13 protein-coding genes are annotated in these 15,712 nt (G+C 64.3%); 5 read left to right on the top strand and 8 right to left on the bottom strand.

Features of this window, described 5'->3' with window-relative positions; all coding sequences use genetic code 11:
* Window positions 1-147 precede the first annotated feature (147 nt).
* Entirely contained in the window at window positions 148-879 is a 732-nt protein-coding gene (locus tag ABNU97_RS09035) for a ParA family protein (protein WP_293624884.1), read from the bottom strand.
* Between the two features lie 103 nt (window positions 880-982).
* Between ABNU97_RS09035 and ABNU97_RS09030 the strand changes: the two genes are divergently transcribed.
* Window positions 983-1,474, top strand: a complete 492-nt coding sequence (locus ABNU97_RS09030) for a metallophosphoesterase family protein (RefSeq protein ID WP_348766408.1) — start codon at window positions 983-985, stop codon at window positions 1,472-1,474.
* Window positions 1,475-1,528: 54 nt separating this feature from the next.
* Window positions 1,529-2,329 carry a crotonase/enoyl-CoA hydratase family protein gene (locus ABNU97_RS09025; RefSeq protein ID WP_348766407.1) on the top strand — a complete coding sequence of 267 codons (801 nt, stop codon included), beginning with the start codon at window positions 1,529-1,531 and terminating at the stop codon, window positions 2,327-2,329.
* Between the two features lie 136 nt (window positions 2,330-2,465).
* On the opposite strand, the gene ABNU97_RS09020 is transcribed toward ABNU97_RS09025, so the two are convergent.
* The 3 genes from ABNU97_RS09020 to ABNU97_RS09010 form a co-directional block, all read right to left on the bottom strand.
* A complete protein-coding gene (locus tag ABNU97_RS09020) occupies window positions 2,466-2,969 on the bottom strand; it encodes a hypothetical protein (RefSeq protein WP_348766406.1) in 504 nt (167 codons plus the stop codon).
* 323 nt (window positions 2,970-3,292) lie between these two features.
* Window positions 3,293-5,503, bottom strand: a complete 2,211-nt coding sequence (locus ABNU97_RS09015; protein ID WP_348766405.1) for a S9 family peptidase — start codon at window positions 5,501-5,503, stop codon at window positions 3,293-3,295.
* A 66-nt stretch (window positions 5,504-5,569) separates the two neighbouring features.
* Complete coding sequence (locus ABNU97_RS09010) at window positions 5,570-6,895, bottom strand: DUF2254 domain-containing protein (RefSeq protein ID WP_348766404.1); 1,326 nt, start codon at window positions 6,893-6,895, stop codon at window positions 5,570-5,572.
* Between the two features lie 64 nt (window positions 6,896-6,959).
* On the opposite strand from ABNU97_RS09010, the gene ABNU97_RS09005 reads away from it, so the two are divergent.
* Window positions 6,960-7,487 carry an O-acetyl-ADP-ribose deacetylase gene (locus ABNU97_RS09005; RefSeq protein ID WP_348766403.1) on the top strand — a complete coding sequence of 176 codons (528 nt, stop codon included), beginning with the start codon at window positions 6,960-6,962 and terminating at the stop codon, window positions 7,485-7,487.
* A 291-nt stretch (window positions 7,488-7,778) separates the two neighbouring features.
* Entirely contained in the window at window positions 7,779-10,049 is a 2,271-nt protein-coding gene (locus ABNU97_RS09000) for a PhoX family phosphatase (RefSeq protein ID WP_348766402.1), read from the top strand.
* Window positions 10,050-10,261: 212 nt separating this feature from the next.
* Here the strand turns inward: ABNU97_RS09000 and ABNU97_RS08995 are convergent, their stop codons facing one another.
* Window positions 10,262-12,277, bottom strand: a complete 2,016-nt coding sequence (locus ABNU97_RS08995) for a dipeptide ABC transporter ATP-binding protein (RefSeq protein ID WP_348766401.1) — start codon at window positions 12,275-12,277, stop codon at window positions 10,262-10,264.
* A gap of 448 nt (window positions 12,278-12,725) precedes the next feature.
* Between ABNU97_RS08995 and ABNU97_RS08990 the strand changes: the two genes are divergently transcribed.
* A complete protein-coding gene (locus tag ABNU97_RS08990; RefSeq protein WP_348766400.1) occupies window positions 12,726-13,604 on the top strand; it encodes a sulfite exporter TauE/SafE family protein in 879 nt (292 codons plus the stop codon).
* Between the two features lie 30 nt (window positions 13,605-13,634).
* Here ABNU97_RS08990 and ABNU97_RS08985 read toward each other — a convergent pair whose 3' ends face one another.
* Genes ABNU97_RS08985 through ABNU97_RS08975 form a run of 3 tightly spaced genes read right to left on the bottom strand, consistent with a single transcriptional unit; the run spans window position 13,635 to window position 15,703 of the window.
* On the bottom strand, window positions 13,635-15,098 hold the full coding sequence (locus tag ABNU97_RS08985; RefSeq protein ID WP_348766409.1) for an ABC transporter permease: 1,464 nt from the start codon (window positions 15,096-15,098) through the stop codon (window positions 13,635-13,637).
* Window positions 15,099-15,131: 33 nt separating this feature from the next.
* On the bottom strand, window positions 15,132-15,425 hold the full coding sequence (locus tag ABNU97_RS08980) for a HigA family addiction module antitoxin (protein ID WP_293624899.1): 294 nt from the start codon (window positions 15,423-15,425) through the stop codon (window positions 15,132-15,134).
* Window positions 15,425-15,703 (bottom strand): type II toxin-antitoxin system RelE/ParE family toxin, encoded by a 279-nt coding sequence (locus tag ABNU97_RS08975; protein WP_348766399.1) that lies wholly within the window; start codon window positions 15,701-15,703, stop codon window positions 15,425-15,427. The genes ABNU97_RS08980 and ABNU97_RS08975 overlap by 1 nt, the downstream gene beginning before the upstream one ends.
* Between the last annotated feature and the right edge of the window lie 9 nt (window positions 15,704-15,712).

Raw genomic sequence — 15,712 nt, 5'->3', positions numbered from 1 at the left:
CTGCGCCGACGCGTTGCGGGCGCGGCCGATGCCGCGCACACCACGATCGAGGGCGCGCGGCATTTTCTACAGGAAGATCAGGCCGAAGCGATCGTCGAATTCATGCTTGCCCAAATGGGCCCACCGGGTTGAGCCTAGTCGGCATGTTCAGCTGATCTCTTCGTACAGCGCGCGATACTGTTCCGCCGCCCGGCTGCGCGGCGCATAGACGCTGATCGGTGCCCGATGCGCGCCCATCTGCTCCACGTGCGTGCTGTAGTCGATGAACGTCTTGGGCGCTTTTTTCATCGTCGCCGGCGGCGATTCGATCATCTCGCGATGCATCTTGCGGCGCCGATCGGCCATGGAGAAAAACGGAATCACCCGTGTCTTGCCGACCTTTTTATCTTCGACGTGTTCGAGTACCTCGTCGAGCGCGCGCAGCGACAGCGGCGTAGGCACCACCGGCACCAGCACGCGATCGGCGGCGCGCAGTACCGAGGTGGCCAGCGCGCCGATGCCCGGCGGGCAGTCGAGCACGAGCAGCGAATAGCTCTCCGAGAAGGGGTCGATCAGGCTTTCGAGCACCTTGCGCGGCTGCTTGGCGGCATGAATCTGGGCATCCCAGTCCCGGTAGCCGCGATCGCCCGGCAGGATCGCCAGTCGTTCATACGCCGTGGGCTTGATATAGCGGCCCAGCGGTTCCTTGCCGGAAACCACCTGCTTGGCCGAAATCTCGGGCGATTCGTCAATGCCGTAATACCAGCTTGCCGCCCCCTGCGGGTCCAGATCCCAGAGCAGCACATGCTTGCCCGACTGGGCCGCTTCGTAGGCAAGATTCACGGCGGCGGCAGTCTTGCCGACACCGCCTTTAAGGCTGTAGAGCGCGATTGTTTTCATGCGCCGGAGTTTAATCAGAAAACGAGACGCGCATCTATCGTGCGCTGCTGAAATCGGCAAGTGAACGCATTGACCGACGAGCACGACCGGTTAAGCTCGCCCAATGCGTATAGCCCTGATCGCCGATACCCACGGCCATCTCGATCCCCGCGTGGCCGATGCCGTTCGCGGTGCCGACGTGCTGGTGCATGCCGGCGACGTCGGCGACGGTATCGAAGCGGCCATGGCGCCGCTGGCGGCACGGATCGTGATCGTGACGGGCAATAACGACCCCGTCGATGCGCCGTGGCCGGAAAGCCAAGTACTCGATTTGCCGGGCGGTTCGCTCGTCGTGGTTCATGGCCACCAGTGGCCAGCAAAAACCCGCCATCGTAAGCTGCGGGATCGTTTTCCCGAGGCCCGTGCCATCGTGTGCGGGCACAGCCACCGGCGCCTGGGGGACACCGACCAGACGCCCTGGGTGCTCAACCCCGGCGCGGCCGGGCGCTCGCGGGCCTATGGCGGGCCCGGCTGGATCGAGCTGATCGCCGACTCGGATCGCTGGCAGGTGCGAACACAGTCGTTCGAGCCACCGACGCGACGGCGCTCACGATGATTGACCGGTCGTAGCCGAAGCAAGCGCCCGGCCATGCCCCCAACGGAGGCGAATATGTCTTCTCGCTGTGTGACCCTGGACTACGACGATCAGGTTTGCGTCATTACGATCAATCGCCCTGAGCGTCGCAATGCGGTCGATGGAGAGGTGGCCTCGGCCCTGCACGACGCGTTTGCCGCGTTCGAAGCCGACGAGGACCGGGCCGTTGCTGTACTGACCGGCGCGGGCGGCCATTTCTGTGCCGGTGCCGACCTCGAAGCCATGGGCGATGCCGATCGACGCAATGTGGTCGATGCGCACGGCGCCGGCCCGGGGCCGATGGGCCCGACCCGGATGTCGCTGGATAAGCCGGTGATTGCAGCGGTGCCGGGCTATGCCGTGGCCGGGGGCCTGGAACTTGCCCTGTGGTGCGATCTGCGGGTGATCGAGGATGCGACCGTCTTCGGCGTGTTCTGCCGCCGCTGGGGCGTGCCGTTGATCGATGGTGGCACCGTACGGCTGCCCCGTCTGATCGGCCAGGCGCGCGCGCTGGACATGATGCTGACCGGTCGTGCGGTCGCCGCCGACGAGGCCATGCAGATCGGCCTGGCCAGCCGCCGTGTCGGCAACGGAGAGTCGCTGGCTGCGGCGCTGGAACTGGCCCATGAAATCGCCCGCTTCCCGCAGCAGTGTCTACGCGCCGATCGGCGCTCGCTGTATGCGCAGTGGGATCTCGCGCTGGACGACGCCCTGCGTAACGAAGGCGCCGGCGGCTATCCGATCGTCTTCGCCGAAGCGCTGGCCGGCGCCTCACGCTTTGTTGACGGTGGTGCCGGTCGTCACGGCCGTTTTGATGGGCGTGATGACGCGTCCTGACAGTATGTCGATAGCCGGGGCGAGCTGCATTCAACGCGTGGACGCGTGTATCTCGCGACCCCCGGCCTCTTGTGCTTGAAAACGGGCGTCGGCCCGCCGCTTGGAGCGGGCCGACGTGAGCGTGGCTGCGGGCCGTCTAGAACCGTGCCGTCACCGCGTTTGCGCCGGCCACGGGATTCGAGTGGTCCAGCAGCGTGCCGGCAAGCTGATTGACGCGGGGTGTGTCGTTGCTATCGATATCCAGCGCCGCGAGCAGACTCGAAAACGATTCGTCATCGGCCGGTTGGGAAGTGGCCGCGGCCGAGCGTAGCGCCCCGTAGCTGACCACCACGAAGCGCTCGATCGACTGCTTTCTATCCAGCACGCCGGCATTGTCGTTCGGCGGCAGCGTCACGAAGTATTGATCGGGGCTGTATTCGTAGACGGCGCCCGACAACACGTCAGTTGTCGAGCTGTAAGAGCCCAGTCCCAGGAAAAAGATATTGCCTAAGAACCATCGATCAACTTTCGTTTCCAGCAGTTTGGATACGGTTTGATAGCCGTCCATCTCGAAAGAAACGGTTTGGCCGTTCTCCTTGTCCAGGCGTGAGCTCACCGGCGTCTGGCCGATGACCTTCCCTTCGACCCTTAGCAGTTGCACCCCTCGGCTCCGAATCGAACGACACGTTCTGATCGGTGCCGCCTGCGATGGTCGCACAGCCGCTGGCAAAGCCTACGGCGAAAATCAGCATTGCTGCCGTCGAAGCAGCCCTCAAGACGCCAAAGCGCATAATCCCCCAACGCCCTGTTGTTTTTGGAGTGCTGATATTAGCGCGGAATGCAGTAGAAGCGCGTGGTTTTCAGGAGATGCCTTGAATTATTTGTCCGTTTTGTCCTGAACGGGTTGAAGTCGTTGCCGCTCTGCAATATCGGGGGGGTCGTGAGCCGGCCTCGCAGGCGCCAGGTCCGTGCGCCGGTAAGCCGTCAGTAGACCTCGTTGGCGCGCACCGGATCGCTGGCGTCGGCTTCGTTCGCGCCTGATTCTTCGGCCTTGTTGAAGGCATCGAGAACGAACGCATAGATCATCGCCGTCTCTTCGAGCGCGGTGAAACGTCCCGGCAGGCCGCCGTGGCCGGCGGCCATATGGGTCTTGAGCAGCAGCGCGTTGGTGTCGGTCTTGTAGGCACGCAGCTTGGCGACCCATTTGGCCGGTTCCCAGTAGGTCACGCGCGGGTCGGATACGCCGGCAATCGCCAGAATCGGGGGATAGGACTGCGCCTCGACGTTCTGATAGGGGCAGTAGCTGCGAATGGTCTCGAAGGCGGCCACGTCATCACGCGGGTTGCCCCATTCCGGCCATTCCGGCGGCGTGAGCGGCAGGCTGTCGTCCATCATTGTATTGAGCACGTCCACGAAGGGCACGTCGGCGATGGCCGCGCCCCAGAGCTCGGGCCGCTGGTTGAGCACCGCGCCCACCAGCATGCCGCCGGCGCTGCCGCCATGGGGCACGATCCGCCCGGCCGCGCTGTAGCCGGTGGCCGCCAGATGTTCGGCCACGGCGATGAAGTCGCTGAAGGTGTTGGGTTTATGCGCCAGCTTGCCGTTGGCATACCAGCGGTAGCCACATTCCTTGCCGCCCCGGACATGGGCCGTGGCGTGCACGAAGCCGCGATCGATCAGGGAAAAACGGCTGGAAGAAAAAGCCGCGGCTTCGGATATGCCGTAGGCGCCGTAGCCGTGCAGCAGGCAGGGGGCCGTGCCGTCGATCGGCGTATCCACGTGATGAATGAGGGTGACCGGCACTTCGGCCCCGTCGGTCGCGGTGGCATGCAGCCGCCGCACGATATAGTCCTGCGGGTTGAACCCGCTGGGCACCGCGCGCCGCTTGCGTAACCGACGCTCGTGCGTGGCCATGTCGTAATCGTAGGTTTCGTCCGGCGTATTGGGCGCGCTGTAGATGAAGCGCAGGGTGGACGTGTCGTGTTCGTAGCCGGGTGCGATGCCCAGGCTGTAGGCCTCGGCATCGAAACGGATGGCATGGTCTGCGCCACTGGCCTTATCGGTGATGACGATACGCGGCAGGGCGTCGGCGCGTTCCATACGTACGCGAAAGTCGGCGAATTCGACATGATCGAGCAGCAGCCGGCCCGGCACGTGTTCGACGATCGTCTGCCAGTGTTCGCGTGCCGGGGTCGCGATGGGCGTGCGCACCATCTTGAAGTCTTCGGCGCCGTCGGCGTTGGTCATGAGCACGAAGTATTCGCCGTCGTCTTCGACGCTGTATTCCTGGCCCTCGACCCGTTCGGCGATCAGGCGAGGTGCGTCCCAGGGCGTGGCCGAGTCGATGACCCGCGTTTCGCTGGTGGCATGATCGTGGGCGTGGATCAGGATGAAGCGATCGCTCTGGGTGGTATCCACCGATACGAAAAAGCCCGGGTCCGCCTCGGCATAGACCAGCTCCGCGCTTTCCGGCGCATCGCCGAGCGCCAGCCGCCAGACCTTGCAAGGACGGTGGTTGTCGTCGAGCGTGGTGAAGAACAGGGTGGCGCTGTCGGCGGACCACATCAGGTTGCCGGTGGTGTTGGGAATCGGCGGCTGAACTTCACGCTGGGTTTCGATATCGCGTACGTGCAGCGTAAAGGCTTCGGAGCCGCGTTCGTCCAGGGCAAAGGCCAGCAGGCGATGGTCGCGGCTGTGGTTGACCGCGCCCAGGCTGAAATAGGCCCGGCCCCGCGCTTCGGCGTCGCCATCGAGCAGAATCTGTTCGTTGTTCAGGCCGTCCTCGGGCATGGGGGCATCGGCGGGGCGATCGTCGTTGCCGGCTCGCGGCGCCCGACAGAAGATCGGATGCTGGCCGGCCTCGCGAAAGCGCACGTAGTAGTACCAGTCGCCGTCCGGGGTGGGCACGCTGGTATCGCGTTCGGCGATGCGGGCGCGCAGCTCTGCAACCAGACGCTGGCGAAACACCGACAGCGGCGCCATATGCGCGTCGGTATGGTCGTTTTCTGCCTGCAGATAGGCGGCGATATCGGCATGCAGCAACGACGGGTCATGCATGGCCTCGCGCCAGTTCTCGTCGCGCAGCCAGGCATAGTCGTCTACCAGCATGACGCCGTGGCGTTGCTCGCTAACCGGGGCCCGTCGGGCGATCGGGGGCTGGCTGGGTTGGGGGCGATCGGTGCGTGCGTCGGTCATGCGGCTTCGTTCGGAAAAGGCCAACCCGATAACATCGGGCTCGAACGGCGCGTAATCAAGCCGGGTTCAGCCGAAGTCGCGTTTATCGATCAGGCGCACGGCCCGGCGGTAGGCCTGTTCGACCGCCCGGCGATCGAGTTCGCTGGTCATGGCGGCCACCGCGGCCTCGTGCAGGGCGTCCGCCTGGTTCTGCATGAGTCGGCGCTGATCGGAGCCCCTCAGGAACTCGCCGGCATCGCCGATGCGCATCAGCATGTGCACGGCGGCGTTGCGGTCGCTGGCGAAATAGGCGCGCAGCTGGTCGAAAATGGCGCTCGCCAGGGCTTCGAAATCGAAGCCACGGGCCCATACGCGCAGTTTGTCGTCGCTGTCGAAGCCGTGCCGACTACAGATATCGTGGCGGGCCACGCGATGCAGTGCCCCGCTGAGCCAGTCGAGACAGCCCATGGCGGTATAGGGGTCGTTGATGCCGGGCGAGAGCGCGCGGGCCGCGATTTCCACCAGTTCGTTGACCAGAAAGAACACGTCCTGGGATTCGGTACGTTGGCGCCCCCAGGCATAGGCGTTGACCAGCGTTTGCGCGATATCGTCATCCACGCGAGGGGCTGGCCAGGCCCACAGCAGCGTCTGGCCGGCGGTCACGAAATCGCCCGGGGCGCGCTCGATGCGCAGTACCAGATCGTGGCTCGCTGCGGTACTCACCAGCGAGCCGAACACGAGATTCTGGATATAGCCATCGCCGTTGGCGCGTACCGCCACGGCCTGTTGGTCGAAGTCGGCGGGCAGGTTCGCCGCAGGCTTCTCGCGGTCGGCCTCCACGCGGGCCTCGTAGCCGTCGATGGCCGCATCGAGATCACGGGCAACGTTGGCTACCACGTTGGAGACGTGCAACGACTCGGTGATGTGGTGGATGAAATAGATCAGCACGGCGAGGCTGGCCACGGCCATGCCAACCGAGAAGGCCAGCGACAGATGTGGCACGAACGCAGCGTTGCTTTCATGGCCCGCCTGCACCACGCGCAGCAGCAAAAGGCAGTAGACGAAGGTGGATACGAACGTGCCCAGCGTGATCTGGTTGCCGCGGTCGTTCATGAAGTTGGTCAGCAGCCGCGGGCCGAGCGTGGAAGTCGTATACGACAGCGCCGCGATCGTGATCGAGAAGGTCACGCCGGCCACCCCGATCATCGAGCCGGCCACGGTGGTCAGCAGCCCGCGCGCGCCGTCGGCCTGGATGCTGTAGATCCACGGCATCTGGGCGACCCACGCATCGCCGATACGCGAGTCGATCGCGGTGAACACGAACGACAGGATCGCCGCGGCGATCGACATGACCGTGGGGATGAACCAGTAGCTGCCCTTGAGGGTGTTCCAGTATTTGATCAGTTGCGCCATTGGCTTGGCTCGAAACGCCGGGCTCGGGATGATGGACGAACCATACCGGAATCCAGGAACGATCATGCAGCGAAAGATCCACGGCCTGACGATCGAATGTAGCAAGGGCGATATCACCCGACAGTCCGATATCGGCGTCATCGTCAACGCGGCCAACAAGCAGCTCAAGGGAGGCGGCGGCGTCGACGGGGCGATACACCGCGCGGCCGGGCCGAAACTGGTCGAGGCCAGTCGTGCCCTGGCACCCATCGAAGCCGGCGAGGCGGTGATCACGCCGGCCTTCGATCTGCCCAACGACTACGTCGTGCACTGCGCCGGCCCGGTCTACAGCAAGAGCCAGCCGGTGGCCGCCCAGCTGGCCAGCTGTTATCGCACGGCCATGCAGCTCGCCGAGCAGGAAAACGCCGAGTCGATCGCATTCCCCGCCATCTCGGCCGGCATCTACGGCTATCCGCTCGACGAAGCCGCGGATATCGCCGTGACCACCGTGGTCGACTGCGCGGCGCGCGCGCAAAGCCTCAAGCGAGTGCGTTTCGTGCTCTTCTCCGACGATGCGCTGGCCGCCTTCGAGCAGGCGCTGGAACGCCGTTGAGCCCGTTGAACAAGTCGTTTCTGACGGCGGTCACGAAACCGTCATGAAAACGCCCCGGTTCGTTCATCCGAATGTCACAGCCAGCCCCTAGCGTGCGGTGGCAAATGGCCTGTTGGCGTCGGGCATAGGTTTCCGCGAAGGACTGTTCTAGCCGCAACACGGTGTTGCGACGGCGCAGTCCTGTGCCCGGCCCGGGCGTTTCAACGCGGCAACCCTGCCAACGTCGACTGTGCCGGCGCAGCTGTCTGCGCATGCCAAAACAAGATTTACCACCACCACCGAGGGCGGACCATGAGCGAAGAAATCGAAGACCATCGGCTATTGAACGAAAGCGAGAACGAACCGTTCTCCTCCGTGCTGGAACGACGCGTATCCCGTCGCAGCATCATGCGCGGCGGGCTGAACGTCGCGGCAGTGAGCATGCTCGCCGGCTTCGGCCTGACCGCCTGCAGCGACGACGACAACGACAACCCGTCGGTCAGCGAAGACGATCGCGCCGCAGCCATGATGCTGGCCTTCGAAGCGGTCGCCGGCTCCAAGCAGGACGCCGTGGTCGTGCCGAGCGCGAATGCCTCGCAGGAAAATGCAGGCGCGGCGCTGACCGCGGGTACAGCCGCCGCCACGGCAGCCAGCGGCTATACCGCCCAGGTGGTCATGCCCTGGGGCACGCCGATCAATAATCAGGGTACGAACTGGCGTCAGGATTTGACCTTTACGCCGGAGATTCAGGCCAACAGCGTGGGCATGCACCACGACGGCATGTATCACTTCCCGATTTCCGACGACACGGCGTCGTCGAACTTCATCATGGCACTCAATAACGAGTACATCGATCAGAGGGCGCTCGCCAAAGGTTTGCCACAGGGCTACACACGGAACGAAAAGGGCGAGGTCCGGTTGACGGGTGAGCGTGACCCGGACGAAGTCCGTACCGAAATCAACGCCCACGGCGTGACCGTCGTCGAACTGCGCCGCGACGAAAACCGCGTCTGGGATGTGGTGCGCAGCTCGCAGTACAACCGTCGTATCACCAGCGCCACCCCCTGTGATCTGGAGGGCCCGGTGGCGGGCAGCCAGTATGTCGTGACTGCCTACGACAACACGGGCAGGACCACCCGCGGCACTAACAACAACTGTGCCAACGGTTTTACCCCCTGGGGCACCTACCTGACCTGCGAAGAAAACTGGCCGGCCATCTTCCGCAAGGACGAAGGTCGTGAAGCCGACGATAACCGCCTGGGCATTGATCAGGGCGAAACACGTTATGGCTGGGAGACGTTGGCCGGCGATGCGACGGAAAGCAACGGCGAATTCGCACGCTTTAATGCGACGGCTACCGCCAGTTCGGCTAGCGGCGACTATCGCAACGAGCCACGTACCTTCGGCTATATCGTGGAAATCGATCCCTACGACGCGACCTCGCGGCCGGTCAAGCGCACCGCGCTGGGGCGTTTCCGCCACGAAGGCTGCTGGCCGGGCAAGCTCGTGGCCGGCGAACCGGTGGTGTTCTACTCGGGCCACGATGCGCGCAACGAATATATCTACAAGTTCGTCTCCGACGCCAAGTGGGACCCGGCGGACGCCAACATGGCCGGGGCCACGACCGATCGCCTGGCGATCGGCGCCAAATACATGAACGAAGGCACGCTTTATGCCGCCAAGTTCAACGCCGACGGCAGCGGCGAATGGCTCGAGCTCGAGCCCGACACCATCGTGCCGGCCTCGGCCGGCAGCCGCTATGCCGGCCAGACGCTGGCCAGCGCCCTGGGTCTTGAGCCGGGCGATCGTGCCGGCATCATCATCCATACCTGCGACGCGGCCGACCTGATGGGCGCCACGCCCATGGACCGCCCGGAATGGGGCACCGTGGATCCGGTCTCCGGCGAGGTCTATATGACCCTCACCAACAACTATAAGCGACTGCCCGCGGGTGCCAGCGCCACGTTCTCCAACAACGGTGAGTCGATTGAAGAGCCTGGTGCGGGTTATGACCGAGCCCCGGTGAACGCCGCCAACCCACGTCCCGACAACAGCGACGGCCAGGTCATTCGCTGGGTCGAACCGTCGCCGGGCGAAACCACTTTCAACTGGGATATCTTCGTGTTCGGTAAGGTGCCGACGAGCAAGGACAAGAACCTGTCGAGCCTGTCGGAGCAGAATTTCTTCTCCAGCTGCGACGGCCTCTGGTATGACGACCGTGGCGACGGGAACGGTATTCTCTGGATCGAAACCGACAGCGGAAGCCAGTACACCAACGACCAGGTGTTGGCGGTGGTGCCGCAGAACCTGAGCAAAGGCGACAACGCCGCCGTGATCCACGAAGGCAACCAGGCCCAGCTCAAGCGCTTCGCGGTGGGGCCGAACGGCTGTGAAGTCACCGGCATTTTCGCCACCCCGGACAAGACGGCGCTGTTCATCAATATCCAGCATCCGGGCAACTGGCCGATTGATGACAATGGCAGCAACACGCCGGATGCCACGATCGAACCCATGGGCAACGTACGCCCGCGTGCCTCGACGGTGGTGATCCAGAAGGCCGACGGCGGTCAGATCGGCGTCTGATCCGCGGTGTGAACACGGCCCGACCAAGAGCCGCCTTCGGGCGGCTCTTTTTTGTGCGTGCCACGTGAAACCCCTGCGAATAAAGGCCGGGCGCCGCGCGTCGCGCAGATTCAATATGATTCAGCGCTGTGTCTTTGGGCGGCAAAACCTCGGCGATCCTGACCGTCGAACCGACGATTGGCAGGCCGACAGCCGCTGCAAGGCGCTGGCGCTCAGTAGAGGTGACAGCGTGCCGTATGCCCGGCGCCGAAGTCGCGGGCCTCGGGGTTGTCCTGTTTACAGCGATCCATGACGTGGGGGCAGCGCGGATTGAAGCGACAGCCGGGCGGCGGGTTCGCGGGCGAGGGCAGGTCGCCGGCCAGATGGATACGCTCAGCGCCGTGCCGGTCATCGATACGCGGCATCGCCGATAGAAGCGCCTGGGTGTAGGGGTGTTTCGGTGCGTTGAGCACCTCGGTTGCCGGGCCGCGTTCGACGATTTCGCCGAGGTACATCACCGCGATGTCATCGGCCAGATAGGACACCACCGCCATGTCGTGGGTGATGAACAGATAGGCCAGGTTGCGTTCGGCCTGCAGGCGCTTGAGCAGGTTGAGCACCTGCGCCTGTACCGAGACATCCAGCGCGCTGGTCGGCTCGTCGCAGATCAGCAGGTCCGGTTCGAGGGCGAGCGCCCGGGCGATACAAATGCGCTGGCGCTGCCCGCCGGAAAACTCATGCGGATAACGATCCAGCGCCGCCGCCGGCAGGCCGACATCGGCCAGCAGCTCGGTGGCGATACGGCGTCGCTCGGCGCTGTTGTGGCCGATCTTCTGGGCAACAAGCCCTTCGGCGATGATTTCGCCGACCAGCATGCGCGGGTTCATGGCCGAAAACGGATCCTGAAAGATCATCTGCAGATGCCGGCGCGCGGCGCGCAGCTGCCTGCCGGACAGGGCGGCCAGGTCGTCGCCGCCGAAGCGCAGCGTGCCGGCGGTCGGTTCGATCAGCCGGGCAAGCGCACGCCCGAGGGTGGTCTTGCCACAGCCGGATTCGCCCACCAGCGCCAGCGTGCGCCCGCGTTTTACGTCCAGCGATATGCCGTCGACCGCACGTACGTGGCCGACGGTGCGCTTGAATACGCCTTTCGTGATCGGAAAATGCACCGACACGTCGCGGGCTTCGAGCAGGGTTTCGGCCGCGTCGTCGCGTTTGGCCTCGTCAGCGGGGGAATCGGCGGCTGCAAGGGCTTTCGGGAGTGGTTCCCCGCGGTAGTTCGAATCGTAGAGATGGCAACGCACCTTGGCGCCAGCATCGTTTTGCCACGTGGGTGCGCTGGTGCGGCAGGCTGCCCAGGCGTATTCGCAGCGATCGGCGAATCGACAGGCGGGCAACTTCGCGGTCAGCGGTGGCACGGTGCCGGGAATCGCCGCCAGCTGCTGCCCGCGCTGGGTGGTGCCTGGCAGCGAGGCAAACAGCTTGCGGGTGTAGGGATGGCGTGGTGCCTTGAACAGCGTCTCGCGGTCGGCAAGTTCCACGATATGCCCGGCATACATCACCGCCACCCGGTCGGCGACTTCGTTGACCACGGCTAGATCGTGGGTAATCAACAGCAGGGCCATGCCGCGTTCGCGCTGCAGCCGGTCCAGCAGTGCCAGAATCTGGGCCTGAATGGTCACATCCAGCGCGGTCGTCGGCTCGTCGGCGATGAGCACGTCCGGTTCACCTGCGAGTGCGATGGCGATCACCACCCGCTGCTTGAGCCCGCCCGAGAGCTCATGCGGATAGGCATCCCAGCGCGCTGCCGGGTCCGGCATGCCGACTTCCTCGAGCAGGGCCAGCCCGCGTTCGCGCCGGGCCTTGCCGCGCAAGCCCGCATGCGTTGCCAGGGCTTCACCGACCTGCTGGCCGACCGTCAACACCGGGTTGAGCGCGCTCATGGGCTCCTGAAACACCATGCCGATACGTGCACCGCGGCGTTCACGCATGGCGGCCTCGGACAGGCCCAGCAGATCTTCGCCGCCCAGGCGTACAACGCCGTCAAGCACGCGGGTATTGGTTTTCGGTGTCAGCCCCATGAGCGACAACGCCGTCATCGACTTGCCGCAGCCGGATTCGCCCAGCAGAGCCAGGGTCTCCCCCGCGGCGATGGTAAAGCTCACGGCATCGACGGCGCGCAGCACGCCGTCCGGCGTATCCAGATGGGTGCGCAGCGCCTCGACTTCGAGCAGCGGGGGATTGGATGTCATGTGCTGAGTAAATCATCGGCCGCACAAAAACGAAACCGTCAGCACGTGCCGACGTGTCCGGGCGGGCGGCGTGAGTTATCGCTTCGTATGATGCGCCGCTGTCGGTGCTTGAGCCGGGGCGCGTCGGGCGACCCTTTCAGCAAACGGGTGTCGGGCTCGATAGAGGCGCTTGGCCAACAGCTGTGCGTAAACCGTCCATATCATGGGCGTTATCGTCGTTACGCAATGTGAGAGGATCGCGTCGTTGTCGCTCATGGGTTTGCGCAGGCTCGTCGTCCGACGCGGAGGCAAAACCTCAGCCGACAGACGGCGCCTGAACGGGGACGGCGCTTATCGTCTCGCCGTCTCGTATATACAAATTAATTATTTGTATTTCGATTAATATTCTTTTTTGCGTTGTCCGAATAGGAATAGAGTTCGCCTTCTGGTCCTATTTCCGGCGTTCCTGGTGCAAAAACTTCTGTTATTCGGCATGGCTGGGTTCATTGCTCAACTCGTCGACGGGTCGCTCGGCATGGGCTATGGCCTGACCTCTTCGACCATGCTGATCGCACTGGGCATCAGCCCGGCGGTGGCTTCGGCGTCGATTCATTTTGCCGAGATCGCGACCACGGCTGCCTCCGGCACGGCCCATTATCGTTTTGGCAATGTAGACGTCGCGCTGCTCAAGCGCATGGTCGTACCGGGCGCGATCGGTGCGTTCGTGGGCGCGCTGTTTCTGGGCTCGATCTCGGGCGATCTGATCAAGCCCTTCGTATCGGCGTTCCTGTTGTTGCTGGGCGTGTATGTCACCGCCTCGGTGCTGCTGGGCCTGCGCAAGACGCGCGAAAATAAGCTGCTGTCGCACTGGAAGACCGTGCCGCTGTCGATCGTGGCCGGCTTTTTCGACAGCGTGGGCGGCGGCGGCTGGGGGCCGATCGCCACGCCCACGCTCATGGCCCATGCCGGCATGGAGCCGCGCCGCGTGGTGGGCACGGTCGATGCCAGCGAGTTCGCCGTGACCCTGGCCGGCTCGCTCGGTTTTCTGCTCGTGCTTGGCCTGCACGGCATCAACTGGTCGTGGGTGGCGATCTTTGCCGTAAGCGGGCTCATTGCCGCGCCGATCGCGGCCGCGCTCGTGCGCTATCTGCCCGCCCAGGTGCTGGCCGCGATCGTGGGTGGCGCCATCATTCTCACCAACGCCCGTACCGTGCTGGGCTCGCTCAGCGTCGATACGGCCGTGGTGAATTCGCTGCTGCTGGGCGGCCTCGTGCTGTGGGCTGCGCTGGTGGCCTATGTCGTACGCCGCTATCGCCGGGGCACGACGCTGGCCGAGGCCGCCGGCTGAGCGCCGGCAGCCGTCTATAGCCTGCAACGGCTAGCGGGCGCCGCCGGCCGGTTCGGCGGGTGCCTTGCGCTTGACGGCACGTCCGCCGGCGTCGCCGCGCAGGCGCGGGTCGAAGGCATCGCGCACCACGTCCGCAAACAGGTTGGCGGCCAGTACCAGCACCAGCATGAATATGAAGGCGCCGCCCAGGCGCCACCATACGATCGGGTCGCGCGCCATTTCCATGCGCGCGGCGTTGATCATGTTGCCCCAGCTGTTCATGGTCGGGTCCACGCCCACGCCGATATAGCTCAGCACCGCTTCGGCGAGCACGAGCGCAGAGAAATCCAGCACCACCTGGATGAGCACGATATGCATCACGTTGGGCAGCATGTGCCGGCCCAGGATACGCATCGGCGAGGTGCCCAGCCCGCGTGCCGCGCTCACATAATCCAGCTCCGAGAGCTTGCGCACTTCCGCACGTAACAGCCGGCACAGCCCGGTCCAGCTGGTGATGCCCAGAATCAGGCACAGAAACAGCAGCCGCAGGTCGGCCCGGGCCGTGGTCGAGCCGAAGGCCTCGGCATGGTTCTCCATATAGACCTGCATCATCAGCACCGCGGCGGCGATGAGCAGCACGCCCGGAATCGATGACAGCGTCGTATAAAGGTACTGGATGACATCATCTACCCAGCCGCGGAAATAGCCTGCCAGCGTCCCCAGGAGCAGGGCGAAGGGCAGCATCACCAGCGTGGTGAGCGTACCGATGGCAAGCCCGGTCCGAATACTCTTGATCGCCTGATAGAGCACGTCCTGGCCCACCTTGTCGGTGCCCAGCACGTGGTATTGGCCCGCCAGTGAAGTAATCACGCCCACGAGCACAGCCAGTACGGCCATGGTGATCAACGCCGCCCGCCAGGCCAGCGGCGTGGTATCGGCTGCAATGTCGCGCGCCACCGTAGCCGGCGAGCGGCGCTCGTGGGCCGCGATCAGCCCGATCAACGGCACGCACAGCGCCAGCCAGACGGCCAGCCCCCAGCCCGCGCCCCGGGCCGCGCGGCGGGCGATATCCTCGCCCCGGGCCAGGCCGCTGTCATTGAGTGATGCGCCGGCATGGGCGAGGCGCGGGTAGACCTGGGCCTTGCTGCCATCGGCGGTGGTCACCACCTGTTGCACGTAGGAGTGCAGCGCGAACGGCGCCGAATAGGTGTATTCCGTGTGCTCGATCAATGGCGCGGCGATCGTATCGAGCAGGCTGACGACCTCGCCGGATACGCGCGTCTCGCCTGCCTCGTTGGTCACCGTCGGCCGATAGTGGACGCTGTCGAGCACGCCGATCGCCGTGTAGGCCAGCAGTATCACCAGCGTGATCATGCCCACAGGGCGGGCGAACACCCGCAGCCACGGTACGCGCAACGGCTTGCTGCGCGCAGCACACACCACAAACACCGCGATCGCAATCAGCAGCAGGTAGATCAGCGCGTCGGTGTAGAGGAGGACGTACACGGTCTTCAGCTATGCCGGTAAAAAATAGCGGTGGTCAGGCGATCAGGCCGCATCGAACTCGATTTTCTCGACGGTATCCAGGTCGATCCTACGCCTCGCCTGCCAAAGCTCGTACTGATCCTGTAATGCCATCCAGCTTTCGGGCGAACGACCCAGCGCTTTCGATAGCCGCAGTGCCATTTCGGAGCTGATCCCGCTCGTTCCCCTGAGTACGCGATTGAGTGTAGACGGCGATACGCCGAGCTTGCTCGCCAGCGTCCGCCCTGTAATGCCGAATGGCTGCATGTAGACATCACGGATGAATTCGCCGGGGTGCGGAGGGTTGTGCATGGTCATCAGTGATAATCCTCGTAATTCAGTACGTGGGCGTGACCGTCACGAAATTCGAAAGTGAGGCGCCAGTTGCCGCTGACCCATACCGACCATCGATCAGCGCCCTTCCCCGTAAGCGAATGCAGCTTGAAACCAGGGATATCCATATCATCGATCGTCTGCGCGGTATTCAACGCGGCGAGTTGCATTCGTAAGCGCTTGGCATGATCCGGCTGTATGCCGGCTTTCGACCCGGTTTCGAAGTATCGCTTCAATCCTTTATGTCGAAAAGATTTGATCACGTCATCATT

Origin of the sequence: uncultured Salinisphaera sp. (assembly GCF_964012375.1) — a bacterium.
In the GTDB taxonomy this organism is placed as follows: Bacteria; Pseudomonadota; Gammaproteobacteria; order Nevskiales; family Salinisphaeraceae; genus Salinisphaera.
Note: the sequence above shows the minus strand (reverse complement) of the source record. Positions and strands in the feature narration are given on the sequence as shown.

Coding starts and splice junctions, on each gene's coding strand:
- ABNU97_RS09005 (WP_348766403.1), top strand. CDS start 6,960: ATGCAGCGAAAGATCCACGGCCTGACGATCGAATGTAGCAAGGGCGAT.
- ABNU97_RS09030 (WP_348766408.1), top strand. CDS start 983: ATGCGTATAGCCCTGATCGCCGATACCCACGGCCATCTCGATCCCCGC.
- ABNU97_RS09010 (WP_348766404.1), bottom strand. CDS start 6,895: ATGGCGCAACTGATCAAATACTGGAACACCCTCAAGGGCAGCTACTGG.
- ABNU97_RS08980 (WP_293624899.1), bottom strand. CDS start 15,425: ATGACCATGCACAACCCTCCGCACCCCGGCGAATTCATCCGTGATGTC.
- ABNU97_RS09015 (WP_348766405.1), bottom strand. CDS start 5,503: ATGACCGACGCACGCACCGATCGCCCCCAACCCAGCCAGCCCCCGATC.
- ABNU97_RS09025 (WP_348766407.1), top strand. CDS start 1,529: ATGTCTTCTCGCTGTGTGACCCTGGACTACGACGATCAGGTTTGCGTC.
- ABNU97_RS09035 (WP_293624884.1), bottom strand. CDS start 879: ATGAAAACAATCGCGCTCTACAGCCTTAAAGGCGGTGTCGGCAAGACT.
- ABNU97_RS09000 (WP_348766402.1), top strand. CDS start 7,779: ATGAGCGAAGAAATCGAAGACCATCGGCTATTGAACGAAAGCGAGAAC.
- ABNU97_RS08995 (WP_348766401.1), bottom strand. CDS start 12,277: ATGACATCCAATCCCCCGCTGCTCGAAGTCGAGGCGCTGCGCACCCAT.